Source organism: Salmonella sp. NW645 (assembly GCF_051703725.1).
GTDB classification, from domain to species: domain Bacteria; phylum Pseudomonadota; class Gammaproteobacteria; order Enterobacterales; family Enterobacteriaceae; genus Salmonella; species Salmonella enterica.
The window spans coordinates 330,252-354,771 of sequence record NZ_JAMMKR010000006.1 but is presented as its reverse complement, the minus strand read 5'-3'; the positions used below and the strand labels follow the sequence as shown (position 1 = coordinate 354,771).

The following is a 24,520-nucleotide window of genomic DNA, read 5'->3' as shown; positions in this document are numbered from 1 at the left end:
CAGAACGTCGACAGTTATAAATTTACCGTTATGATGGGCATCCTGTTTGGTGACGGATGTGCGCATGATTTGGTTGATTCTGGCCACGTTTGTGGTGGTGTTTATTGTGGGTTTTCGGGTGCTGACATCGGATACTCGCCGGGCGATTCGCCGCCTGAGCGAACGTCTGAATATTGATGTAGTGCCGATAGAATCGATGATTGATCAGATGGGTAAAACGGCGGGCGGTGAGTTTTTACAGTATCTGCATCGCCCTGATGAGTCGCATTTGCAAAATGCCGCTCAGGTGTTACTGATCTGGCAAATGGTGATTGTCGATGGCGGCGATCAGAATTTGCAGCGGTGGCATCGGTTGCTGCAAAAAGCGCGTTTAGCTGCGCCGATCACCGATACGCAGGTACGGCTGGCGCTGGGCTTTTTGCGCGAAATGGAACCCGATATGCAGGAGATCAACGCGTTTCAACTGCGCTATAACGCCTTTTTTCAGCCGGAAGAGGGTGTCCACTGGCTGCATTGATACTCTTCACTATCTCGTTAACAAAAGACGAGATGAATGAGGCTGGCAAGGGCGGCGAGCCACGATTAACGGCCTGGAGACGCGATTCATCGTTAGCCAAATAAAGCGTAGCCGCCATCGTATTTGCTAAGGGTGAACCACAGAAGTAACGCACCGAATAACCGCTAACGACGCCAAAACATCAGAGACTTATAGCTCATCATTTCCGTGACATATATCACGGAAATGTGATCTTGTTTTGAACACTAAAACTGTGACTCCTTGCCATACCTCCTGTCTCAAAATTTCTTATCATAAACTCGAAGTTGTACATGATTGTCTATAGACAACTCTAAATGTTTAGGCGCGCCCCATGAAAACATTGAGTAAAAGTTCACACATCCCACTGTATCAACAGGTTGTGGAGTGGATAAGGGAAAGTATTTATAGCGGAGAATTAGTTGAGGATGACCGGATACCTTCAGAGTTTCAAATCATGGATATGCTGGAGGTGAGTCGCGGTACCGTTAAAAAAGCGGTTGACCAACTTGTCCGGGAAGGCGTTCTTGTGCAAGTGCAGGGTAAAGGAACTTTCGTAAAGAAGGAAAATGTTGCTTACCCACTGGGTGAAGGTTTGCTCTCCTTTGCTGAAGCCTTAGCCAGCCAGAAGATAAACTTCACAACCAGTGTTATAACCTCCCGACTGGAGCCCGCTAACCGCTTTGTAGCAGAGAAACTGAGTATCAAACCGGGACAAGATGTTTTATTTCTTAAACGCCTTCGTTGTATTGGCGATGAAAAAGTCATGTTGATTGAAAATCGTATCAACATTGATCTCTGCCCCGGTATTATTGATGTAGATTTTACCAGGGAGAATTTATTTTCAGCAATAGAAAGATTATCTGATAAGAAAATAAGTTTTTCTGAAAGCCGTTACGCAGCCAAATTAATTGGTAATGAGCGAGGCCATTATCTTGATATTGGTGAAGACGCACCTGTTTTGCATTTGGAACAGTTGGTATTTTTCTCTAGTGGATTGGCCATTGATTTTGGTAACGTCTGGTTAAAAGGTAATAAATATTATCTTGGCACTATTTTACAGCGCCTGGATGCCTAACTAGCAAAGAGGAATCTATGCAGGATATTCATTTTCGCCGTCATTATGTTCGCCACCTCCCTAAAGAGGTGAGTCAGAATGACATAATCAAGGCTCTTGCCAGTCCGTTAATTAACGATGGTATGGTTGTATCTGATTTTGCCGATCACGTCATTACGCGAGAACAGAATTTTCCAACGGGTCTACCGGTTGAGCCTGTAGGTGTCGCTATTCCACATACTGATCACAGGTATGTTCGCCAAAACGCCATTAGCGTTGGAATACTGGCAGAACCCGTCAATTTCGAAGATATGGGCGGGGAACCAGATCCCGTACCTGTCAGGGTGGTGTTTATGCTTGCTTTAGGTGAAAGCAATAAGCAGCTCAACGTACTGGGTTGGATTATGGATGTGATCCAGGATGAGGATTTTATGCAGCAGTTACTGGTCATGAATGATGATGAAATTTATCAGTCAATTTACACACGCATATCTGAAAGAGGTGAAGTATGAGTAAAATGATACTATTTGTTTGCGCAACGGGTGTTGCTACTTCCACGGCTGTGGCAGAAAAAGTAATGGAATATTGTAAAGACAATGGGCTTGATGTTAATTATTCCCAAACTAATGTAGCCTCATTGCCAAACAATACCGATGGTGCAGCTTTGGTTGTATCAACAACGAAAGTTCCTTATGAACTGGATATTCCGGTTGTTAGTGGTCTGCCAATCATTACCGGAGTAGGTGAAGATAAAGTTCTTGAAAAAATAGTTTCAATCCTTAAAGGCCAAGCCTGATTTCATAAATAAAAAAACAGATAAATTATCCAGGCGCTAACGCGAGGTCTGGTCACATCTGAATAAGAGGTTGGATATGAATGATATAGCACATACTCTCTATACCGTTGTGCAATATGTCCTGGGATTTGGCCCAACGGTTTTATTGCCGCTGGTCCTTTTTTTCCTGGCATTGTTCTTCAAAGTAAAACCCGCCAAAGCACTTCGCTCATCATTAATTGTCGGAATAGGGTTTGTCGGAATTTATGCCATCTTTGACATACTTACCAGCAATGTAGGCCCGGCTGCACAGGCAATGGTTGAGCGAACTGGTATTAGCCTTCCTGTTGTCGATTTAGGCTGGCCACCGTTGGCCGCAATTACCTGGGGCTCACCAATCGCACCCTTTGTCATTCCGCTGACGATGCTGATTAATGTCGCCATGCTGGCTCTGAATAAGACACGTACTGTTGATGTCGACATGTGGAACTACTGGCACTTTGCCCTGGCTGGAACGCTGGTTTACTACAGCACAGGGAGTTTTGTTTTGGGTCTGTCCGCAGCCGCTATTGCCGCGATCGTGGTTCTCAAACTGGCGGACTGGTCTGCGCCATTAGTGGCAAAGTACTTCGGTCTGGAAGGTATTTCACTTCCGACCCTGTCATCTGTCGTCTTCTTTCCGATTGGATTGCTGTTCGACAAAATTATCGACAAAATCCCTGGCGTTAACCGTATTCATATTGATCCGGAAAACGTTCAGAAAAAAATGGGAATCTTCGGTGAGCCTATGATGGTGGGTACTATTCTGGGGGTCTTGTTGGGCATCATTGCCGGGTATGACTTTAAACATATCCTATTGCTGGGGATCAGCATTGGCGGTGTCATGTTCATTCTTCCGCGTATGGTACGAATTTTGATGGAAGGTTTATTACCTCTGTCTGAAGCCATTAAGAAATATTTGAATGCCAAATATCCTGGCCGTGATGATCTCTTTATCGGACTGGATATCGCGGTAGCAGTAGGTAACCCAGCCATTATATCTACAGCACTGATTCTGACACCCATCTCTGTCTTTATTGCATTCCTTCTTCCTGGCAATAAAGTCCTGCCACTCGGAGACCTTGCGAACCTGGCAGTCATGGCTTCCATGATTGTACTGGCATGTCGTGGCAATATTTTCCGGGCTGTGATAACCGCAATTCCTGTTATTGTCGCCGACTTGTGGATTGCGACCAAAATTGCGCCATTTATTACCGGTATGGCTAAAGATGTCAATTTCAAAATGGCTGAGGGGTCAAGTGGTCAGGTATCAAGCTTCCTTGATGGCGGTAACCCCTTCCGTTTCTGGCTGCTTGAAATATTCAACGGAAATATTGTTGCTATCGGGCTAATTCCTGTGCTTGCGCTGATTATTTATGGTGTTTTTCGCCTGACAAAAGGAACGGTCTATGCCTGATTACCACGCAGCGCTTGTCATTGACATTGGCACAACTAACTGCAAAGTCAGCTGTTATTCCTGTCATGACGTGTCAGTTCTGGAAGTCCGCAAGTTTCCGACGCCAATAATATCGTCGGACAAAGGCGAGGTAGATTTCGATATCGAAGCGCTGTGGCAGGCACTGCGACTGGTAATGGCTGAACTGGTGGCTTCAGTACCGTTTCCGGTAAAAAATATCAGTATTGCGAGTTTCGGTGAGTCTGGCGTCTTTGTGGATAAGGAGGGCGTCATTCTTACCCCGATGCTGGCCTGGTATGATCGACGTGGTGAATCTTATCTCTCGTCATTAAGCAAGGCAGAGGCTGAAGAACTGTATTCTATAACGGGATTGCCACCTCACAGTAATTACTCAGCATTTAAAATGAGATGGTTGCTTGATAACTACTCCTTGCATGAAAGAAAAGATATCTGCTGGTTACATGCACCAGAAGTGTTGTTGTGGCGAATGACAGGTGCGAAAAAGACGGAAATATCCCTGGCCAGTAGAACGTTGTGTCTGGACATTGCTCGCCGTACCTGGTCTCGTAATGCTGCCGGGATTCTCGGCATACCGTTCGGTGTACTGGCTCCGTTGATAAAGCCAGGTGAAGTGGCCGGATGGATGACGGCAACGCTTAGAGAGGAATTGGGCTTCTCTCATGAGGTAAAAGTTACCCTGGCCGGGCACGATCATATGGTCGGTGCCCGCGCATTACAGATGCAACCGGGCGATGTGCTGAATTCTACCGGCACGACAGAGGGTATTTTACTGCTGAATACACAACCAACGCTTGGTGTGCAGGCTCGCAGGGATAAGCTGGCAAATGGTTGTTACTCCGATGGTGAATTTTTCACGCTTTTCGCTTCTCTGCCTGTCGGCGGTTATGCGCTTGAATGGGTGAAAAAAACCTTTCGTTTAACTGATAAGGAAATAAGCACAGGCCTGGAAAAAGCCATGGAGCAATACCTCAAACCTTCCTGGTCTGTCGAGCATGTGCCGGTATTTATTCCTCATTTGCGGGGCTCGGGTTCGCCAAATAAAAATCGGCACACCCGTGGCCTGCTTTTTGGTCTGACGGATTCACTTCCTCCGGAGTCTCTGCTTGAGAGTGTCTTTATTGGCCTGGCGATGGAGTTTGCACACTGTCACGGGTGCTTTAATATCCCGGCGGGCAGGACAGTAAAAGTCATTGGCCCTGCGGTGAAAAACCCATACTGGCTCCAGTTGAAGGCTGACATCCTCCAGTGTCCAATTGAGGCCATTGCTTTTGATGAAACCGTCTCCCTTGGAGCATTGTTGATAGCCTGTCCGAATGTTGTCCCCCCGACTGTTCCTGTGGCTGAGCGATATTTTCCTGACGCGGTTCGTTCTGCAAAGTTGAAAATATATCAGCAGCAATGGCTGTCATTTTACCAATTTAAACTGCGGCAAGAAGGGGCGCTTATTGGTGAATAACTGTGATAAATCAATAGTTCGATAATTTACTTACACTGCTCACATAAATATCTGGAGTTAATATGCCTTTAGTCAATGGTAGGATCCTGCTAAATTGTATTCAGGAAAAACATGTCCTTGCGGGTGCATTTAATACAACGAACCTGGAGACAACAATTTCCATTCTTAATGCAATAGAACGTTCCGGATTGCCCAATTTTATTCAAATTGCTCCTACTAATGCACAGCTTTCAGGTTACGATTACATTTATGAAATAGTTAAGCGACATGCCGATAAAATGGATATTCCTGTCAGCCTGCATCTGGATCATGGGAAAACTCTGGAAGATGTTAAGCAGGCTGTCCGGGCCGGATTTACCTCAGTAATGATTGATGGCGCGGCGCTACCGTTCGAAGAAAATATTGCATTTACCCGAGAAGCCGTCGATTTCTGTAAATCATTTGGTGTTCCCGTCGAAGCGGAATTAGGCGCTATTCTGGGTAAGGAAGATGATCATGTCAGCGAGGCTGACTGCAAAACTGAACCTGAGAAGGTTCAGCGCTTTGTTGAGGAGACAGGGTGCGACATGCTGGCAGTGTCAATTGGTAATGTACATGGTCTTGAAGATATCCCACGCATTGATATCCCGCTATTACAACGCATCGCGTCTGTCAGTCCGGTCCCTTTGGTTATTCATGGAGGTTCTGGTATTGACGCGGATATTCTTCGCAGCTTTGTTAATTACAAAGTAGCCAAAGTGAATATTGCGAGTGATTTGCGTAAAGCCTTTATTACTACTGTCGGTAAGGCTTGGGTAAATAATAACAACGAGGCTAATCTGGCGCGTGTCATGGCGAACGCAAAACAGGCAGTTGAGGATGATGTTTATTCTAAAATTAAGATGATGAATAAAAATCACTCAGCATTCCGCAAAGTCTCTTAAGGAAAATATATGATTAGACAAAAAGTACTCGTTATGAACAGTACGGGGCTTCATGCGCGGCCAGCCGCTACGCTTGCGAAAATTGTCAAAAAATACCAGTCTTCATTAACGCTAGTTAATAATGACAAAGAAATTCCCATTAAAGGAATGATGAGTATTTTGGGGGCTGGCGTAAAGGGAAACACAATGATTGATTTAATTTGTGATGGACAGGATGAACTGGCTTTTATGGATGAATTAAAATCTGCATTTGCTGATGGCTTTGGTGAGTCAGTATAGTGCAATTCCCGTCAAACAGCGCAGGAAGTTGTAGAGGCTTCCTGCACTCATTATCGTATGAATAGCCTTAACAGACCATCGGTAAAACCCTCATACCAGCACCTTTAGCCCGTGTTTTTGGACAACATTAAGTAGTTTCAGTGACATCCCGCTGGGACGCTTGGCGCCGCTTTCCCACTTTTGAACCGTTGATACGCTGGTATTCAGGTACCGAGCGAAAACCGGCTGGCTAACGTTGAGTTCTTCTCGTAACGCTTTTATTTCAAGTGGCTGCAGGTCTTTGATGCTGCTTAAGCAGGCCGTGTCAAAACTGCGCATTGTCTCCTGGGGAATGGCATCCACGCTAAATAATCCAGATGCCGCGCTATGAATCGCTTCAAAGGCAGGGCTTTTGAATTTAGTTTTTGCTGACATGGCGCACCTCTACCAGTTCTTTGTTATTAATGAGTGCCGTTATCTGATCTTCGGTCAGGCAAGCATAGTGTTTTGCTAACTCACGGAAACCCGCGAGTTCACGATAGCTAATGTTGGCCATATCCTGTTTGGCATACAGGAAGGTGTAAAACCAATGCTCGCCTCCCTTTGCCAACACGATTGCGCGATCGCGATTTTGATTGAGACGTTTTTTATAAACTCCGCCGCCAAGATTATCTGCTTTTCCTTGCAGTACGGCGTTGATGGCCTCGCTTAACTCGTCATCTTTTATCGTGTGGGACTTCGCTTCTCTGTTAAACCACCTGGTTTTGAAGATTCGCATCAGGTTGACATCCTGTAATCTAAAGTATAGCACCAGGTGATACACTATGTCTTACCTTTTGGTTTTGCACGCAGCGAGAGAAGATAATTCTCAACGCTCGACCAGCCTCGCAAAATGCAGCGCAACAATGTCAGTTGCTAAAACGTTAATCAGATCACATTTTGTAATGTTACACTGCGTGGATTTTCCGCACTAAAACGACGCAGGTAACCACAATGAATGAAAATATCGCAGAAAAATTCCGCGCTGATGGGGTTGCCAGGCCTAATTGGTCAGCCGTTTTTGCCGTAGCGTTTTGTGTCGCCTGCCTGATTACCGTTGAGTTTTTGCCCGTTAGTCTGTTGACGCCGATGGCGCAGGATCTGGGGATCTCCGAGGGCGTCGCCGGTCAGTCGGTCACCGTTACGGCATTTGTCGCGATGTTTTCCAGCCTGTTCATTACCCAGATTATTCAGGCGACCGACAGGCGTTATATCGTTATTCTGTTCGCCGTTTTGCTGACGGCTTCTTGTCTGATGGTCTCCTTTGCCAACAGCTTTACGCTGCTATTGCTGGGCCGCGCCTGTCTTGGGTTGGCGCTGGGCGGATTCTGGGCGATGTCGGCGTCGCTGACCATGCGACTGGTTCCCGCGCGTACCGTGCCGAAAGCGCTGTCGGTGATTTTTGGCGCGGTTTCCATCGCGTTAGTGATCGCCGCGCCGCTGGGCAGTTTTTTGGGCGGTATTATTGGCTGGCGTAATGTCTTTAACGCCGCTGCGGTGATGGGCGTACTGTGCGTCATCTGGGTGGTGAAATCACTGCCGTCGCTGCCGGGCGAACCTTCTCACCAGAAACAGAATATGTTTAGCCTGTTGCAACGCCCTGGCGTGATGGCCGGGATGATCGCCATCTTTATGTCTTTTGCCGGGCAGTTCGCTTTCTTTACCTATATTCGCCCGGTCTATATGAATCTGGCGGGCTTTGACGTTGATGGTCTGACGCTGGTGTTGCTAAGTTTTGGTATTGCCAGCTTCGTTGGTACTTCTTTCTCATCTTATGTCCTGAAACGTTCGGTAAAACTGGCGCTGGCCGGTGCGCCGCTGCTACTGGCGCTGAGCGCGCTGACGCTCATTGTGTGGGGAAGCGACAAAACCGTGGCGGCGGTCATAGCGATTATCTGGGGACTGGCGTTTGCGCTGGTGCCGGTGGGATGGTCAACGTGGATCACTCGTTCCCTTGCCGATCAGGCGGAAAAAGCCGGTTCCATCCAGGTCGCGGTGATTCAACTGGCAAATACCTGTGGCGCGGCAGTGGGCGGTTATGCGCTCGACAATTTCGGGCTGCTTTCGCCGCTGGCGCTTTCCGGCGGACTGATGCTGTTGACGGCATTAGTCGTGGCGGCGAAAGTCCGTATTACGCCAATGAGTTGATATTGCTGCCATTTGTAGGCCGGATACGACGTTAGTCGTCATCCGGCAATAATAAACGCTTAATCAAAACCGTTATGCTCTGCGGTGGCGGCAAACCATTCTCCGCTTTTTTTCACCGTGCGCGTTTGGGTGGCTAAATCCAGTTGTACAAAACCATAGCGATTTTTATAGCCGTTCAGCCATGACCAGTTATCGATAAAGGTCCACATGTGGTAGCCAAGACAGTGACAGCCCTCGCTAATGCCTTTATGCAGCCATTTAAGATGCTCAGAGATAAAGTCAATCCGGTAATCATCGTGAATCTGTCCCGCTTGCACAAAACGCTGCTCGTTCTCAACGCCCATCCCGTTTTCGGAGATAAAACAGCGCGGATTGCCGTAATTATCCCGCAGGTTGGTGATGATGTCGTAAATTCCTGGCGCGTAAATTTCCCAGCCGCGGTAAGGGTTCATCTTGCGCCCCGGCATGTCGTAATAGTCAAATAACCACTCCGGCATAAACGGCGCTTGCGGATTCACCGCCGTATCACGGCATTTCACGCGGCGCGGCTGATAATAGTTAATCCCCAGTAAATCGATTTTGCCGTCGGTAATAAGCTGACGATCGCCTGGCTGACAGGCAGGCAACTGGTCATAGGTTTTCAGCAGCGCCACCAAGTCCGCCGGGTATTCTCCCTTTAATACCGGGTCAAGAAAACTGCGGTTGAATAACAGATCCGCATGATGCGCGGCTTGCACATCGGCGGGATGCTGCGAGCGTGGGTAGGACGGCGTCAGATTCAGCACTACGCCGATTTCACCGTCGTAGCGTCCGGCGCGCCAGGCGCGCACGGCGGTCGAGTGCGCCAGCACGGTATGGTACGCCACGGTGGCTGCACGTTTAAAATCCACCACATTGGGATAGTGGAAGTCGTACAAATAGCCGCCTTCCACCGGCACAATCGGCTCGTTAAAGGTAAACCAGTGCTTCACGCGGTCGCCAAACAAGGTAAAACACGTTTGCGCGTACCGACCAAACGCCTCTACGACGTCGCGATTTTCCCAGCCGCCTTTCTCCTGCATGACCATCGGCATATCAAAATGGAACAGCGTAATAAACGGCGTGATGCCCTGCGCCAGTAGCTCGTCGATGACGTGATTGTAGAAGCTCACCGCTTGTGGATTCACCTCGCCTACGCCATCTGGAATGAGCCGCGCCCAGCTTAGCGAGGTGCGAAAACTGTTATGTTTTAACTGTTTCAGTAGCGCGATGTCTTGCTTCCAGTGGCGATAGAACGTTGAGGTTTCTGCTGGACCGATGCCCTGATGAAAACGACCCGGCTGGCGCTCGAACCACACATCCCACGTGGTCTGGCTTTTACCGCCATTCAGACTATCCCCTTCGGTTTGCAACGCTGAGCAGGCGCTGCCCCACCAGAAGTTATCGGGAAAACGGTATCGCATTGTCGTGCTCCTTGATCGCGTAAATTCGCTCCAGAATACGCGGTTTTGGCGAACAGAAACCGGTTACAGTCCGCATTTTCGCGACCAAAAAACGGAAAAGGTGTGCTACATCTCCGGGCATTCCACCTTGCCGAGAGCCTGCCAGTAGTTATGCTGATTGTTGCGCTCTATCGCGATCATCGCCTCCCGAATATGCTGCTGGTTCCCCTCGCTCGCCATGATTTTTTTCTCCCAGGCTTCATCGGTTAGAGCGCCTTTGGGCGTACACATTTTGCGCAAATCCTTTAAAATCGTGGTTTTTTCATGTGCCGTCTGAAGCGAGCTAAACGGAGAGTCGGCATACGTGACGCCCGGTAGCGCGACAAGCGCGGCAATAAGCAGAAGCGTTTTTCGTTTCATAAACGGTATCCTTATCGGTTTGCACTTTTTCAAGAGTAAGTGTAGACCGTGCGACGTTCACTCATCGTGGCGTGCTATCCGTTGGCGTTGAAGTCAGGCAAAAGTGGGAAGGCGGTTTCTCGCTGCGCCTTCACTTTCTTGCGTGGCAGAATAGTGTATGTTCTGAACACTCTTTTATTTCGTAAGCGGTAGTGTAATGAGACGTATTGAGATCGTACTGGGAGAGCTGGAACGGCTGACGCGCGGGCTATGTCTTGCCGATTTGGCGCAGGAGACGGCGTTTACGGCGGAGGCGATAGGTTTCAATCTTGGGCTGGCGCGTAACTCCGTCAGCAAAGATCTCAATCAGTTATGGAATGACGGCCTGGCAATCAAAAGCCGTGGCCGCCCGGTCTATTTTTTGCATCGCCAGGCGCTGGAAACGTTGCTGGGACGACAGCTGGAAGAGTCTGAACGCGAGGTGCGGTCGGTGGCGGATGTGCTGCCGCATGAAGAGCATTATGCGCCCGACGATCCGTTTACCAGCCTGATTGGTTACGATCGCAGCCTGCGCGATGCGGTAGAAAAAGGCCGTGCGGCAGTGCTCTATCCGCACGGTTTACACGTTCTGCTTACCGGGCCGTCCGGCGTCGGTAAAACCTTTTTTGCGGAACTGATGCACCGTTTCGCCTGTGAACAGGCGAGCGGCGCTATCCCGCCGCTGGTCTACTTTAACTGCGCGGAATACGCCCATAACCCGGAACTGCTCTCCTCGCATCTGTTTGGTCATCGGCAGGGGGCGTTTACCGGTGCGAATGAACATAAAACAGGCCTTGTGGAGCAGGCGGACGGTGGTTATCTGCTGCTGGACGAGGTGCACCGTCTGTCTTATGAAGGGCAGGAAAAGCTGTTCTCTATTCTGGATAAAGGCGAGTACCGTCCGCTCGGCGTGAGCAGCCAGCCGCGATCAATTTCGGTACGCCTGATTTGCGCCACTACCGAGCCGGTCGGGTCGGCGCTGTTACGTACTTTCCAGCGGCGTATTCAGGTATGCATTGATTTGCCGGGCATTCGCCAGCGTTCCGTTGAAGAACAGATCGAACTGATCGTGGGGTTCTTACAGCGGGAAAGCCGCAAAATAGAACGCACGGTCAGCATTGATAAACCGTTGTTGCTCTGGTTGCTGAATAAACCCCTGGAAGGCAATATCGGTCAGCTAAAAAGCGATATTCAGTTTCTTTGCGCTCAGGCGTGGGCATCGGGAATGACCGAGCATAACGACACGCTACAGCTGGATAAACGGCTGGCGGAGATGTCGGTTAACCCGACGCCGGAACAGCGTCTATTGGTGGATACTCTGTTTGACGGTAAAGCGCGGCTAAATATAGACGCGCGCACGCTGCCCGCATTGAAGACGTCGCTGGCGACCGGGGCGGAAATTGAAGAGAGCGACCTCTTTTACAGCTTCCTGACGCGCGAATATGTTAATTTGCGCAACAGTAACGTCCCCCCGGCGGAGACGCTGGCGATCCTGAAAAATAAACTCAGCTCGATTTTTGAATACGGTCTCTACAGCCGCGACAGCGTGGCGCATCCGCCGCGCTATGGCGACCAGATTGAAGAGCGCGTGACGCTGCTGATTGGCTGCGTAGAGCAGGTGTTGGGCTTTTCGCTGCCGGAAAATCTGGTTAACCCACTGCGTAAACACTTCCTGGCGCTGATAGGCTACGTGCAGCGTGGCCTGATCCCGCAGCTTTACTCTTCCAGTTTGATCCTGGATCGCTGCAAAGACGAATATGACAACGCCGCGCTGCTGTGTCGGAAAATCAACGAACTGCTGCATATTCAGTGTCCGGCGACGGAAGTGGTCTGGCTATGCCTGTTCCTGAAAGAGTGCCGCCATTATCGTCAGCGTATCGATGCCAGCCCCGACTGCGGGGTCATTTTGATCGCCCACGGCGCGACCACTGCCACCAGTCAGGCGCAATATGTCAACCGTGTGCTGGAGCGCGAGCTGTTCAGCGCCATCGACATGCCGTTTGAACAGTCGGTGCATGACACGCTGGAAACGCTGACCCAAATGATTCAAACCCGCCAATATCGGCGGCTTATCCTGTTGGTGGACATCGGTTCATTGATCCATTTCGGCAGTACGATCAGTAAGTTATTCCAGATAGATGTTTTGCTCATGCCGAACATCACGCTGACCAGTCTGCTGGAAGTCGGGCTAGATTTAAGCTATGAAACCAGCGATTTACCACAGCTGACGGCGCTCCTGCAGAGTAAAAATATCCCCTGCCAGCTTTGTACGCCGCAGCAGGAGAACGGCGGCAAAGTGCTGGTCATCTCCTGTATTACCGGCATGGGAACGGCGGAAAAAATCAAAAAGGTGCTGGAGGAGAGCTTTGGCGAACTGATGTCGCAAGATACCAGGATGGTGATCCTTGATTATAACGAGGTACGAAGTCTGGAGCGCGTTCAGCAGGCATTGAATGCCAGCGAGCGGCTGGCGGGGATTGTCGGCACTTTCCAGCCGGGGCTGCCGGATATTCCGTTTATTTCGCTGGAAGAGCTTTTCTCCGAACAAGGGCCGGAACTGGTGTTGAGCCTGTTAACGCCCGATCTGTCCAACGCTGAACGCCGTCTGGAGATGGAGCGCAGCGCCATGCGCTTTATCAGCGCGCTAACGATGGAGAGCATCATCAATCATATTTCCGTGCTTAACCCGCAGCGTATTCTGAAAGAGATGGAGGGCGTTTTTAACCATCTGACGTCTTCGCTTTCCCTGAAACCAAGCCGCCAGGTGACACTACGCTTCCTGATCCACTGCTGCTGTATGGTAGAGCGTATTGTGATTAACCGAAAACCGTTACAGATGGCGCTGGAAAGTCAGCCGAATCTGGACGCGCGCGCGTTTAGTGTCATCAAATCCGCTTTTCTGCCGATCGAAGATGCCTACGCCATCCGTTTATCAGATGCGGAATATTTTTATATCTACGAACTGCTCTATAGCTAATCCTTTTACTGGCGGGGCTTCGCGCCTCGCCAGACCTTTCTTCTTCCTCGCGTGACACAAATTCTGGCACAACCTTTGCTCTTCTGATGATGCGTTATGCCGGATAGCGGCGTAAACGCCTTATCCGGCCTACCGGGAGTGTCCTGTAGGCCCGGTAAGCGCAGTGCCACCGGGCAATATATGCCGGTGTCCTCATGTAATTGCGCCAGGAGGCCATTTTGACTACCACACAACCGTTGCCCCACATCCTGCTGCTGACGCATGGCGGCTGGGGACAACCGCTTTGCAACAGCCTGCGTATGGTCACGGGCGAAATTAAAGGCGTGACGGAAATCGCGCTAATGCCTGTCGATACGCTGGGCGAGTTTTATCAACGCGTCGAGGCCGTGGTGAAAACGCTGCCGGAAGGCTCGCTGATCCTGACGGATTTTGTCGGCGGCACGACATCCAACGTCGCGGCGCGGCTAAGCGCCGATTATCCGGTGGCGGTGATTGCCGGACTGAATGCGTCGCTACTGCTGGAGGCGCTGGACAGGCGCGAACAAGGGATGCTAACCGCCTGCGTGGATGAGTTAGTTGAGGCCGGGCGCAGTAGCTGCCTGGATGTGGTCGCCCATGTACGTCAGCTACAACAATCACTCTAAGGAAAACATCATGGCCAATATCGTTTTATGCCGCATCGACAGCCGTCTCATTCATGGGCAGGTTGTCACGAAGTGGGTCGGACAATCTCAGGCGAACCGGATAGCCGTTGTGAGTGATGAACTGGATGCCGATCCGTTTATGAAAAATATCTACCTGATGGCCGCGCCGCCAAATATCAAAGTGGATTGCTTCGGCAACCAAAGTTTTGCCGCCGCATGGAAAGAAAATCAGCTTGGCGACGGTAACGTGCTGGTGCTTTTTCCCTCACTGGCGGCGGTGCAGGACGCCATACAACTGGGATTTGACGTCACCCGCATTCAGGTTGGCGGTCTCGGCGGCGGGCCAAACCGCAAGGCGGTTTTTCAGAATATTACGCTGGATGAAAAAGACGTCGGCATTCTTAACGACCTGAAAAACCGTGGCGTTCAGGTATTTTTCCAGACCATCCCGGAAGATAAGCCGCAGCCGCTCGACGATATCCTGAAAAAATTCTAACCCTTTAATAGACACAAAATCATTCTGGATGCATCGAGGCGGCAACTGAGTGAATCCCCTGGAGCTTACTAAAGTAAGTGACTGGGGTGAGCGAAGGCAGCCAACAAAGAGGCAGCCTGAAGGATGAAGTGTATAGGATAACACTATGGATACCTTACTCTTTGCAAGCCTGATGGGGTTGTATTACTGGTTTGCCCGTTTACGCCTCGGCTACACCTTCTCCGCGATGCTGTTACAACCGGTGGTGATCGCGGTATTTGTCGGGCTTTTGCTTGGCAATATGCAGACTGCGATGATCATCGGCGCAGGGATGCAGCTCGTTTATTTGGGCGTGACCTCAACGCCGGGCGGCAACGTGCCGTCGGACCCGGCGCTGGCGGCCTGTATCTCCATTCCTATCGCGGTGAAGGCCGGTATGGACCCAAACCTGGCGATCGCGCTGGCAATCCCGTTTGGCGTGATTGGCGTGTTTCTCGATCAGCTGAGGCGCACGCTGAACGCCGCCTGGGTGCATATGGCGGATAAACACGCGGAAACGGCAAACATGGCGGGCATCATGCGTTGCGCCTTTCTTTACCCGGCATTGCTGGGGCTGGTGCTGCGCTTCCCGGTGGTCTTTGCCGCTAACTACTTTGGCCAGGGTGTGGTGGAAAGTTTCCTTAAACTGATGCCGCACTGGTTAACCCACTCCTTTGAAATCATGGGCGGCATTCTGCCGGCGCTGGGCTTTGCCATCACCATTATGGTGATCGGTAAAAAGAGCCTGTTGCCGTGGTTTATCGGCGGGTTCTTCGCGGTGTTGTACCTCAAGGTCGACATCATGGCGATGGCCATCTTCGGCACCTGTGTCGCCTTCCTGATTAAAGGCCTGGCGAAAAATGAAGGAGCAGCATGATGAGCAGTGACGTAATGCAACATGAACTGGTTGAGCGCGCGCGGGAAAGCGGGGCGCTGACCAAAGCAGACATCACCAAAGCCTGGTTTATCTACTGGCTGGGCGCCGAGGTTTCCAGCTCCTATGAGCGCTTACAAAGCCTGATTTTCTGCGCCTCGATGACGCCGATCATCAAAAAACTCTACCCGCAAAAAGAGGAGCAGGTAGAAGCGCTAAAACGCCACCTTAACTTCTTTAATTCCGAGCAGACTTTCGGCGCGGTGATTCAGGGCATCTCTATTGCCATGGAAGAACAAAAAACGCGCGGCGAGCCGATTAACGACTCGTCTATCACCGGCATTAAAACTGGCCTGATGGGGCCACTTGCCGGGATGGGCGACTCGATTATCTGGGCGGCGGTGATGCCGCTGTTGATAGCGATCTTTATTCCGTTCGCGGCAAATGGCAGCGCGATGGGCGGTATTATCCCGCTGATTCTCTACCCGGCGATCACCCTGGCGATCAGCTACGGCATGGTCCACAAGGGATATACGCTGGGGCGTGATTCGATTATCGGCCTGCTGCAAGGGGGGCGAATCAAAGAACTGATCTACGGGGCCAACGTGCTGGGTTTGATCATGATGGGCGCGCTTTCCGCCAGCTACGTCAAAATCACCACGCCGTTAAAAATTAGCGCTTTGAAAGGATCTGAAGTGGTGGTTCAGCAGATCCTCGACTCTATCGCGCCGGGCTTACTGCCACTGGCGGCGGTATTCGCCATCTACTTCTATCTGGTAAAAAAAGGGCCGCGCTACACCACCATTTTACTGTCGATTGTCGCACTGAGCATAGTCTGTTCGTTGTTGGGAGTGCTGTAAATCATGACGCCGAATATCTATCAACAACTGGGGTTGAAAAAGGTCATTAACGCCTGCGGCAAAATGACCATTCTGGGCGTCTCAAGCGTCGCGCCGGAGGTCATGCAGGCCACCGCGCGCGCGGCTTCCGCTTTCGTCGAGATTGACGCGCTGGTGGAAAAAACCGGCGAACTGGTATCGCGCTATACGGGTGCTGAAGATAGCTATATCACCTCGTGCGCCTCGGCGGGTATTGCCATTGCCGTCGCTGCCGCTATCACCCACGGCGATCGGGCGCGCGTCGCCCTGATGCCGGACAGTAGCGGTATGGCCAATGAGGTGGTGATGCTGCGCGGGCATAATGTGGACTACGGCGCGCCAGTCACCAGCGCCATTCGTCTTGGCGGCGGGCGCATAGTGGAAGTGGGGTCGAGCAATCTGGCGGCCCGCTGGCAACTGGAAAGCGCCATTAACGAAAAGACCGCCGCGCTACTGTATGTGAAATCACACCATTGCGTACAGAAAGGCATGTTGAGCATTGACGATTTTGTACAGGTGGCGCAGGCCAACCACCTGCCGTTGATTGTCGATGCCGCGGCGGAAGAGGATTTGCGCGGCTGGGTGGCGAGCGGCGCGGATATGGTTATCTATAGCGGCGCGAAAGCCTTTAATGCGCCAACCTCTGGCTTTATCACTGGTAGGAAAACGTGGATTGCCGCCTGCAAAGCGCAGCACCAGGGGATTGCCAGGGCGATGAAAATCGGCAAGGAAAACATGGTTGGGCTGGTGTATGCGCTGGAGAATTACCACCAGGGCCAGACGACCGTGACCGCAGCACAGTTACAGCCGGTCGCGGAAGCGATTTCCGCCATCCATGGTCTTTATGCCGATATCGAACAGGATGAAGCCGGGCGTGCAATCTGGCGTATTCGTGTGCGGGTGAACGCATCTGAATTGGGGCTGAATGCGCAGGACGTCGAAGCGCAGTTGCGCGGCGGTGAGATAGCGATTTACGCCCGCAAATATCAGCTTCATCAGGGGGTTTTTAGCCTCGATCCACGCACGGTAGCCGAAGGGGAAATGGCATTGATTGTGGCGCGACTCAGGGAGATTGCAGAACATGCAGCAGATTAATTTTTATCGTCAGCGGGTAGCGATTAACGTGCTGGCAAAGGATATCGCCAACGCGAAGGCTATCTATGAAGCCGCCGAAGGCCATGCGGTCATTGGCGTACTTTCCGCGCAGTTCGCTACGGTAGAAGAGGGCGTGCCGGAGGTGAAACGCTGGATGGCGGAGGTGCCGTCTATCTCAGTGGGTCTGGGCGCAGGCGACCCGGCGCAGTACTACAAAGCGGCGATGATTGCTGCCCATACTCACCCGGCCCACGTCAACCAGACTTTTACCGGCAGCGGCTTCGCAGCGGGCGCACTGGCGGCGACAGGCGGCGAGCAAACACATATTAACGCCCTGGTCAGCCCGACGGGAACGCCTGGCGAGGTGGTGATTTCTACCGGCGTCAGCAGCAGCCAGGGAACGCCAGCCCGCGTTTCCTGTGAAGCGGCGGTACGCATGATGCAGGATATGGGCGCACATGCGGCGAAGTTTTTCCCGATGGGCGGCGAGAAGTCGTTACCGGAACTCTATGCGCTGGCGACAATCGCCGCCCGCCAAGGCATGACGCTCATCGAGCCGACCGGCGGTATCTCACTGGATAATTTCGGTATTATCCTGCAAACCTGCCTGGAGGCAGGCGTGCCGCGCGTCATGCCGCATGTTTACAGCTCGATTATCGATCCGCAAACCGGCAATACGCGCCCCGAAGACATCATTCGGTTGATGGAGATAGTCAAAGCGCTGGTGTGAGGTTTATCGCCGAAGAGCGCTGCGTTTACCTGGCCTACAGATGACGTGTATTTGTAGGCCCGGTTAGCGTTACGCTACCGGGCGATAATGCGTAGCAGGCCGGGCAAAAATGTACGTATTGCAGCCGTCAGTGATTCCCTTTCGGGCCTCCTCGCAGGGTTAAATTTTCCTGAATGCTGTCTGTATTTTTGGCGAGTACAGTGGCGTCATCTTATTCCTCAGGTGACGGATCGCCATGAAAAAAAGCCCCACGTCCACGCCCCATGATGCGGTATTCAAAACGTTTTTACGCCATCCGGATACCGCGCGGGATTTTCTCAATATTCATCTTCCCCATTCGCTAAGAATACGTTGCGATCTGACGACGTTGAAACTGGCGCCGGACAGTTTTATCGAGAAAAATTTACGCGCGTTTTATTCCGATGTCCTTTGGTCGCTAAAAACGTGTGAAGGCGACGGTTATATCTATGTCGTTATAGAGCATCAGAGTACGCCGGACGCGCATATGGCGTTCCGGTTAATGCGTTACGCGACTGCCGCGATGCAGCGCCATCTGGATGCTGGCCATAAAACGTTACCGCTGGTGATTCCCATGCTGTTTTACCATGGCGCGAAAAGCCCGTATCCCTTTTCGCTGTGCTGGCTGGATGAGTTTGACGATCCTGCACTGGCGCGTCAGCTTTATGCGACGGCATTTCCACTGGTAGACATTACGGTGGTGCCGGATAACGAGATTATGCAGCATCGACGTATCGCGATGCTGGAGCTGGTACAAAAGCATATACGTCAGCGCGACCTGATGGGATTGGTCGAGCGCTTAGCGGTACTTCTGATTACGGGAAACGCTAATGACAGTCAGCTAAAAGCGCTGTTTAATTATTTGCTAATACAGCATGGCAGCACGCCTCGTTTTGGCAAGTTTATCCGCGAGGTGGCGCGTCGTGTTCCCCAACACAAGGAGAGATTAATGACGATCGTAGACAGAATACGTGAATCGGGGCGCAGAAAAGGTAAGCGTGAAGGCGTGCAACAAGGCATACAGCAAGGTATACATCAAGGTAAGCAGGAGGAGGCCTTGCGTATTGCGCATACGATGCTGGAACAGGGGATCGAGCGAGAGATGGTGCTGATGATTACCGGGCTTTCTGACGAAGAGATTAAGGCAAAGCGCCATTAAACTTTTCCCTCTTCCGCCCGGTCATCGTGATTATCAACGGCGTTAAGCGGCCCGCGCGCGTCGACGGGAATCGAGGGAGATCAGAATCACTGACGAGAGAATGAGCAGCGTGCCCAGCCAGTCCGGCAAGGTAAAACTAATCCCCAACAGCAGCAGCGACAGCAGGGCGCTGCTTAACGGTTCCGCGCAGCTTAAAATGCTGGCCTTGGGGCCACCAATCAGTTGCGCTCCTTTCAAATACAGGCTGAACGTCAGCGACGTACCAATCACCACAAGGTAGAAAAAGGCCAGAATCAGACTGCCGCTCACCGCAAAGTGCGTTCCTTCTTTAGCGTAGAAGGGCAGCAGAATAAGGCCGCCAAAGGACATACTCCAGCCGACCACTGGCAGTGTGCCGTATTGGGCGATTAGCCTGGAAGGCCAGGTCGTATAAAAGGCGGCGGCAAATGCGGAGGCGATACCCCAGAACAGCGCGCCTGAAGAGATCGACAGCGATGTTGGATTGCCGTGAGTCACCAGTAAAAAGGTGCCGATAAGCGATGTAAGAATGGCGGTTAAGACCAGAATGCCTGGTCGTGTTCTTCGCGCTAATGCAAACCACGCGACAATAATGGTCGGCGATAAAAATTGCAGCACTGTCGCGGTGGCGGCATTGGATTTTTCAATCGTGAGCAGGAAGGTTAGCTGAACGGTGAGCGCGCCCACCACGGAGAAAATCAGCAGACTCAGTGCATCTTTGCGGTTTTTAAGAATCGAAAATATCTTATCGCCGTGCATAAAGGAGAAGGTCACCAGTATCAGCCCGGCGAATAACAAACGTATCATCGTCAGGAACTGTGACGACATACGGCTTTGCTCCATGATGTACTGCGCGCAAACACCTGAACTCCCCCACAATACGGCGGCAATCAGGACGTTTAGCATCCCTTTTCTGGTGGAACCCATTTTTTCCTCGTCATGTTGTTTTATTTTTTTACGTGCAGGCATCATAACAGAGCTATCGTCGGCATTAAGCAGGAATTTATTGTTTAATGATTTCAGGCGAGCCTGTTATTGACATAATATTGTCATTTTTTTGACATAGGAAAATATCAAACAAACTTAAACAGATCGTCACTATCCCCGCCTTTGCACTTTACAGAACATATTGACTGACTATAATAAGCGCAAATTCATGCAGGAGTAATATGTTGGACAGTCACTTTTACGTAAATCATCTGGCAAGTTAACGCACGCTATTCCTGCGCTGCTTGCCGAACCGGTGGGCAGCAATCTCCCCTTGTGACGATTGTCATCCCAATAATGTTACAACACGCGCATTGTCGCGAGGTAATCGTCATGTTCATGTTTAAACACGCTTTATTTCCTCCGCCGTTAACACGACGCTAATTGCCTCAGGGCAGTAATTTGTCGTGTGCTAAATATAGCACGTACTTATTCTTCCAGAAAAAATGGAGGAACGTATGTTAATGTTTCCTTATATTTTGAATTTACTGGCCGCTATGCTGTTGGGCGCGCTGATTGGCGCGGAAAGACAATGGCGTCAACGTATGGCGGGATTACGCACTAATGCGCTGGTGGCGACAGGCGCCGCCGTTTTTATTCTGAGCTCCATGACGACATCGCCAGACAGCCCCGGGAGAATTGCGGCGCAGATTGTCTCTGGTATTGGCTTTCTGGGGGCGGGCGTCATCATGCGCGAAGGGATGAATGTGCGCGGGCTGAACACTGCGGCAACGCTATGGTGTTCGGCGGGCATCGGCGTGTTATGCGGCTTAGGGCAGTTCAAAAATGCGCTGGCGGCGACGATCATTATTCTTTGTGCCAATATTTTATTGCGTGAAGCGGCGCAGCGTATAAATCAACTCCCGGTATCCGCCGAGGGAGAAAAACGTTATATCCTGAAAGTAACCTGTAATAAAGAAGATGAGAGCGAGGTTCGTCAGTGGTTACTGAATATCGTAAAAGAGGCCGCGATCTGTTTACAAGGGTTAGGTTCGGTCCCCGCTCAGGAACAGGGCTATAAAGAAATCCGTGCCGAGCTCGTGGGTCATGCTGATTATCGTAAAACGCGAGAACTGATTATATCCAGAATAGGTGATAACGATAATATCACCGCAATTCACTGGAGCATTGATAGTCAATAATAGTTTTTATTCAATTGCAACATTACGCCAGGCGTATAAGGAGGGAATGATGGATATTCCCGAGTCGATAAAATAAAACCCACTCAAAATAGTGAGTAAGCAATAACCTTTTTTATGCATAGATAATTCTCCTGGGGCATTCACCTTCAAATCGTGAGTTTGCTATTCCCTGGGCGTGATATGCAGGAAACACTACACCTTAATTTTGGGGATTCATCATGACTGACATGAACATTGAAAACCGGAAACTCAATCGCCCGGCGTCAGAAAATGATAAGCAGCATAAAAAAGTATTTCCGATCGAAGCGGAAGCTTTTCATAGCCCGGAGGAGACACTGGCGCGGCTGAACAGCCATCGTCAGGGCCTCACGATAGAAGAGGCCAGCGAACGGTTGAAAGTGTATGGGCGCAATGAAGTGGCGCATGAGCAAGTTCCTCCGGTGCTGGTTCAGCTTCTGCAGGCATTCAATAACCCGTTTATTTACGTTCTGATCGCACTGGCAGGGGTCAGTTTTATCACGGATTACTGGCTCCCGTTACGCCGTGGCGAAGAGACCGATCTCACCGGCGTGCTGATTATTCTGACGATGGTCAGTTTGAGCGGGTTATTGCGTTTCTGGCAGGAGTTTCGCACTAACAGAGCAGCACAGGCGCTGAAAAAGATGGTTCGCACCACCGCCACGGTGTTGCGTCGTGGGCCGGGCAATATAGGCGCGGTGCAGGAAGAGATTCCCATTGAAGAACTGGTGCCGGGCGATGTGGTTTTTCTGGCCGCAGGCGATCTGGTGCCCGCCGACGTCCGGCTGCTGGCGTCGCGCGATCTCTTTATCAGCCAGTCAATTCTTAGTGGTGAATCATTACCCGTAGAAAAATACGATGTTATGGCTGATGTGGCAGGTAAAGACAGCGAGCAATTGCCTGACAAAGATAAAAGCCTGTTAGATTTGGGCAATATCTGTCTGATGGGAACCAATGTAACCAGCGGCAGAGCGCAAGCGGTCGTGGTTGCGACGGGAAGCCGTACCTGGTTCGGCTCGCTGGCGAAATCCATTGTGGGTACGCGTACCCAGACGGCTTTCGATCGTGGAGTCAACAGCGTGAGCTGGCTGTTGATACGCTTTATGCTGATCATGGTGCCGGTTGTCCTGCTGATCAATGGGTTCAGTAAGGGAGACTGGGTAGAGGCTTCGCTGTTCGCGCTGGCGGTTGCGGTGGGGTTGACGCCGGAAATGTTGCCCATGATTGTCAGTTCCAACCTGGCAAAAGGCGCGATTGCGATGTCGCGGCGCAAAGTGATCGTCAAGCGCCTGAACGCTATTCAAAACTTCGGCGCGATGGATGTGTTGTGTACAGATAAAACCGGCACCTTAACCCAGGACAATATTTTTCTGGAGCATCATCTGGATGTGAGCGGTGTAAAAAGCAGCCGGGTATTGATGCTGGCCTGGCTGAATAGTAGCAGCCAGAGCGGCGCCCGGAATGTGATGGATCGCGCCATACTGCGTTTTGGCGAGGGTCGCATCGCGCCATCGACAAAAGCGCGCTTCGTTAAACGCGATGAACTGCCATTCGACTTTGTACGTCGCCGGGTATCGGTCCTGGTGGAGGATACGCAGCATGGAGACAGATGCCTGATCTGCAAAGGCGCTGTTGAAGAGATGATGATGGTAGCCACCCATCTTCGCGAAGGCGATCGTGTGGTGGCGCTGACGGAAACACGCCGCGAGCTGCTGCTGGCGAAAACCGAAGATTACAATGCGCAGGGATTCCGTGTATTGCTGATAGCGACACGTAAGCTGGATGGTTCCGGGAACAATCCGACATTAAGTGTGGAGGATGAGACCGAACTTACCATCGAAGGGATGCTCACTTTTCTCGATCCGCCGAAAGAGAGCGCCGGAAAAGCGATTGCCGCGTTGCGGGATAACGGCGTGGCGGTCAAAGTCCTCACCGGCGATAATCCGGTCGTGACGGCGCGTATCTGTCTGGAAGTGGGTATTGATACGCACGATATCCTGACCGGAACCCAGGTTGAGGCGATGTCAGATGCCGAACTGGCGTCTGAAGTGGAGAAACGCGCAGTATTCGCCCGGCTGACGCCGTTACAAAAAACGCGTATTTTGCAAGCGCTACAGAAAAATGGTCATACCGTTGGTTTTCTTGGGGATGGGATCAACGACGCGCCCGCGCTTCGTGATGCGGATGTGGGGATTTCCGTCGATAGCGCCGCCGATATTGCTAAAGAGTCATCAGATATTATTCTGCTGGAAAAAGATCTCATGGTGCTTGAGGAAGGCGTCATCAAAGGGCGGGAAACCTTTGGCAATATCATTAAATACCTGAATATGACCGCCAGCTCTAATTTCGGCAATGTTTTTTCGGTACTGGTAGCCAGCGCGTTTATTCCGTTTCTGCCGATGCTGGCGATTCATCTGTTGATCCAGAATTTGATGTACGATATTTCGCAGTTGTCGTTGCCGTGGGACAAAATGGATAAAGAGTTCCTGCGTAAGCCGCGGAAATGGGACGCGAAAAATATTGGTCGTTTTATGCTATGGATTGGCCCAACGTCTTCTATTTTCGATATCACAACCTTTGCGTTGATGTGGTACGTCTTTGCGGCTAATAACGTAGAGGCGCAGGCGCTCTTTCAGTCCGGCTGGTTTATTGAGGGTCTGCTTTCGCAGACACTGGTCGTGCATATGCTAAGGACGCAGAAAATACCGTTTATCCAAAGTCGGGCGACGTTGCCGGTATTATTGACGACCGGCTTGATTATGGCGATAGGCATTTATATTCCATTCTCACCTTTGGGTGCGATGGTTGGACTGGAGCCGCTGCCGCTGAGCTACTTCCCGTGGTTGGTGGCGACATTATTGAGCTACTGTCTGGTGGCGCAAGGCATGAAGCGCTTTTATATCAAACGCTTTGGCCAGTGGTTTTAATGATGTTTGAGG

The 24,520-nt window shown here is 51.0% G+C and carries 24 protein-coding genes; 19 read left to right on the top strand and 5 right to left on the bottom strand.

Annotated elements, in window-relative coordinates:
• Window positions 1-64: 64 nt before the first annotated feature.
• The 8 genes from NA389_RS15370 to NA389_RS15335 all read left to right on the top strand — a co-directional run bounded on the left by NA389_RS15370 (window position 65) and on the right by NA389_RS15335 (window position 6,502).
• Window positions 65-517, top strand: a complete 453-nt coding sequence (locus NA389_RS15370; RefSeq protein ID WP_001519640.1) for a DUF1198 domain-containing protein — start codon at window positions 65-67, stop codon at window positions 515-517.
• 352 nt (window positions 518-869) lie between these two features.
• The gene (locus NA389_RS15365) at window positions 870-1,613 is read left to right on the top strand and encodes a GntR family transcriptional regulator (protein ID WP_000854957.1); all 744 of its coding nucleotides are present in this window, start codon (window positions 870-872) and stop codon (window positions 1,611-1,613) included.
• Window positions 1,614-1,630: 17 nt separating this feature from the next.
• The gene (locus NA389_RS15360; RefSeq protein ID WP_001152237.1) at window positions 1,631-2,104 is read left to right on the top strand and encodes a PTS sugar transporter subunit IIA; all 474 of its coding nucleotides are present in this window, start codon (window positions 1,631-1,633) and stop codon (window positions 2,102-2,104) included.
• Window positions 2,101-2,388 (top strand): PTS sugar transporter subunit IIB, encoded by a 288-nt coding sequence (locus NA389_RS15355; RefSeq protein WP_000041396.1) that lies wholly within the window; start codon window positions 2,101-2,103, stop codon window positions 2,386-2,388. The genes NA389_RS15360 and NA389_RS15355 overlap by 4 nt, the downstream gene beginning before the upstream one ends.
• Before the next feature lie 76 nt (window positions 2,389-2,464).
• Complete coding sequence (locus NA389_RS15350) at window positions 2,465-3,823, top strand: PTS galactitol transporter subunit IIC (protein ID WP_000997826.1); 1,359 nt, start codon at window positions 2,465-2,467, stop codon at window positions 3,821-3,823.
• On the top strand, window positions 3,816-5,300 hold the full coding sequence (locus tag NA389_RS15345; RefSeq protein WP_001113550.1) for an FGGY-family carbohydrate kinase: 1,485 nt from the start codon (window positions 3,816-3,818) through the stop codon (window positions 5,298-5,300). The genes NA389_RS15350 and NA389_RS15345 overlap by 8 nt, the downstream gene beginning before the upstream one ends.
• 62 nt (window positions 5,301-5,362) lie before the next feature.
• The gene (locus NA389_RS15340; protein ID WP_001131798.1) at window positions 5,363-6,223 is read left to right on the top strand and encodes a class II aldolase; all 861 of its coding nucleotides are present in this window, start codon (window positions 5,363-5,365) and stop codon (window positions 6,221-6,223) included.
• A 9-nt stretch (window positions 6,224-6,232) separates the two neighbouring features.
• Complete coding sequence (locus NA389_RS15335) at window positions 6,233-6,502, top strand: HPr family phosphocarrier protein (protein WP_000621024.1); 270 nt, start codon at window positions 6,233-6,235, stop codon at window positions 6,500-6,502.
• A gap of 90 nt (window positions 6,503-6,592) precedes the next feature.
• Here NA389_RS15335 and NA389_RS15330 read toward each other — a convergent pair whose 3' ends face one another.
• Both NA389_RS15330 and NA389_RS15325 read right to left on the bottom strand, forming a co-directional pair.
• Complete coding sequence (locus tag NA389_RS15330; protein WP_001274841.1) at window positions 6,593-6,916, bottom strand: helix-turn-helix domain-containing protein; 324 nt, start codon at window positions 6,914-6,916, stop codon at window positions 6,593-6,595.
• Window positions 6,900-7,259, bottom strand: coding sequence for a type II toxin-antitoxin system RelE/ParE family toxin (locus NA389_RS15325; protein ID WP_001217953.1), 360 nt, complete (start codon window positions 7,257-7,259; stop codon window positions 6,900-6,902). Before NA389_RS15325 ends, NA389_RS15330 begins: the two co-directional genes overlap by 17 nt.
• A gap of 215 nt (window positions 7,260-7,474) precedes the next feature.
• On the opposite strand from NA389_RS15325, the gene nepI reads away from it, so the two are divergent.
• Window positions 7,475-8,668: a purine ribonucleoside efflux pump NepI gene (nepI, locus tag NA389_RS15320; protein ID WP_001004800.1), complete on the top strand. Its 1,194-nt coding sequence runs from the start codon at window positions 7,475-7,477 to the stop codon at window positions 8,666-8,668.
• A gap of 59 nt (window positions 8,669-8,727) precedes the next feature.
• Here the strand turns inward: nepI and NA389_RS15315 are convergent, their stop codons facing one another.
• Both NA389_RS15315 and NA389_RS15310 read right to left on the bottom strand, forming a co-directional pair.
• Entirely contained in the window at window positions 8,728-10,110 is a 1,383-nt protein-coding gene (locus NA389_RS15315) for a glycoside hydrolase family 1 protein (protein ID WP_001270481.1), read from the bottom strand.
• Between the two features lie 105 nt (window positions 10,111-10,215).
• Window positions 10,216-10,509 (bottom strand): YicS family protein, encoded by a 294-nt coding sequence (locus tag NA389_RS15310; protein ID WP_000824215.1) that lies wholly within the window; start codon window positions 10,507-10,509, stop codon window positions 10,216-10,218.
• A gap of 196 nt (window positions 10,510-10,705) precedes the next feature.
• Between NA389_RS15310 and dagR the strand changes: the two genes are divergently transcribed.
• The 8 genes from dagR to NA389_RS15270 all read left to right on the top strand — a co-directional run bounded on the left by dagR (window position 10,706) and on the right by NA389_RS15270 (window position 19,416).
• The gene (gene dagR / locus NA389_RS15305) at window positions 10,706-13,504 is read left to right on the top strand and encodes a transcriptional regulator DagR (RefSeq protein WP_001252667.1); all 2,799 of its coding nucleotides are present in this window, start codon (window positions 10,706-10,708) and stop codon (window positions 13,502-13,504) included.
• 218 nt (window positions 13,505-13,722) lie between these two features.
• Window positions 13,723-14,148: a PTS sugar transporter subunit IIA gene (locus NA389_RS15300; RefSeq protein WP_000214106.1), complete on the top strand. Its 426-nt coding sequence runs from the start codon at window positions 13,723-13,725 to the stop codon at window positions 14,146-14,148.
• Between the two features lie 10 nt (window positions 14,149-14,158).
• Window positions 14,159-14,644 (top strand): PTS system mannose/fructose/N-acetylgalactosamine-transporter subunit IIB, encoded by a 486-nt coding sequence (locus NA389_RS15295; protein WP_001284295.1) that lies wholly within the window; start codon window positions 14,159-14,161, stop codon window positions 14,642-14,644.
• 145 nt (window positions 14,645-14,789) lie between these two features.
• Complete coding sequence (locus NA389_RS15290; RefSeq protein ID WP_061377880.1) at window positions 14,790-15,539, top strand: PTS mannose/fructose/sorbose/N-acetylgalactosamine transporter subunit IIC; 750 nt, start codon at window positions 14,790-14,792, stop codon at window positions 15,537-15,539.
• Window positions 15,536-16,396: a PTS system mannose/fructose/sorbose family transporter subunit IID gene (locus tag NA389_RS15285; RefSeq protein WP_001526325.1), complete on the top strand. Its 861-nt coding sequence runs from the start codon at window positions 15,536-15,538 to the stop codon at window positions 16,394-16,396. Before NA389_RS15290 ends, NA389_RS15285 begins: the two co-directional genes overlap by 4 nt.
• Window positions 16,397-16,399: 3 nt before the next feature.
• Window positions 16,400-17,509 (top strand): D-glucosaminate-6-phosphate ammonia lyase, encoded by a 1,110-nt coding sequence (dgaE, locus tag NA389_RS15280; RefSeq protein WP_000188460.1) that lies wholly within the window; start codon window positions 16,400-16,402, stop codon window positions 17,507-17,509.
• Window positions 17,496-18,239 carry a 2-dehydro-3-deoxy-phosphogluconate aldolase gene (gene dagF / locus NA389_RS15275; RefSeq protein ID WP_001186144.1) on the top strand — a complete coding sequence of 248 codons (744 nt, stop codon included), beginning with the start codon at window positions 17,496-17,498 and terminating at the stop codon, window positions 18,237-18,239. The genes dgaE and dagF overlap by 14 nt, the downstream gene beginning before the upstream one ends.
• 235 nt (window positions 18,240-18,474) lie before the next feature.
• Entirely contained in the window at window positions 18,475-19,416 is a 942-nt protein-coding gene (locus NA389_RS15270; protein ID WP_000749540.1) for an Rpn family recombination-promoting nuclease/putative transposase, read from the top strand.
• A 42-nt stretch (window positions 19,417-19,458) separates the two neighbouring features.
• On the opposite strand, the gene NA389_RS15265 is transcribed toward NA389_RS15270, so the two are convergent.
• Window positions 19,459-20,361 carry an EamA family transporter gene (locus NA389_RS15265; RefSeq protein ID WP_000535970.1) on the bottom strand — a complete coding sequence of 301 codons (903 nt, stop codon included), beginning with the start codon at window positions 20,359-20,361 and terminating at the stop codon, window positions 19,459-19,461.
• 506 nt (window positions 20,362-20,867) lie between these two features.
• Between NA389_RS15265 and NA389_RS15260 the strand changes: the two genes are divergently transcribed.
• Together NA389_RS15260 and mgtA are read left to right on the top strand one after the other, a co-directional pair.
• Window positions 20,868-21,563: an MgtC family protein gene (locus NA389_RS15260; protein ID WP_000392700.1), complete on the top strand. Its 696-nt coding sequence runs from the start codon at window positions 20,868-20,870 to the stop codon at window positions 21,561-21,563.
• A gap of 218 nt (window positions 21,564-21,781) precedes the next feature.
• A complete protein-coding gene (gene mgtA / locus NA389_RS15255; protein WP_000131296.1) occupies window positions 21,782-24,508 on the top strand; it encodes a magnesium-translocating P-type ATPase in 2,727 nt (908 codons plus the stop codon).
• The last annotated feature ends 12 nt before the right edge of the window (window positions 24,509-24,520 follow it).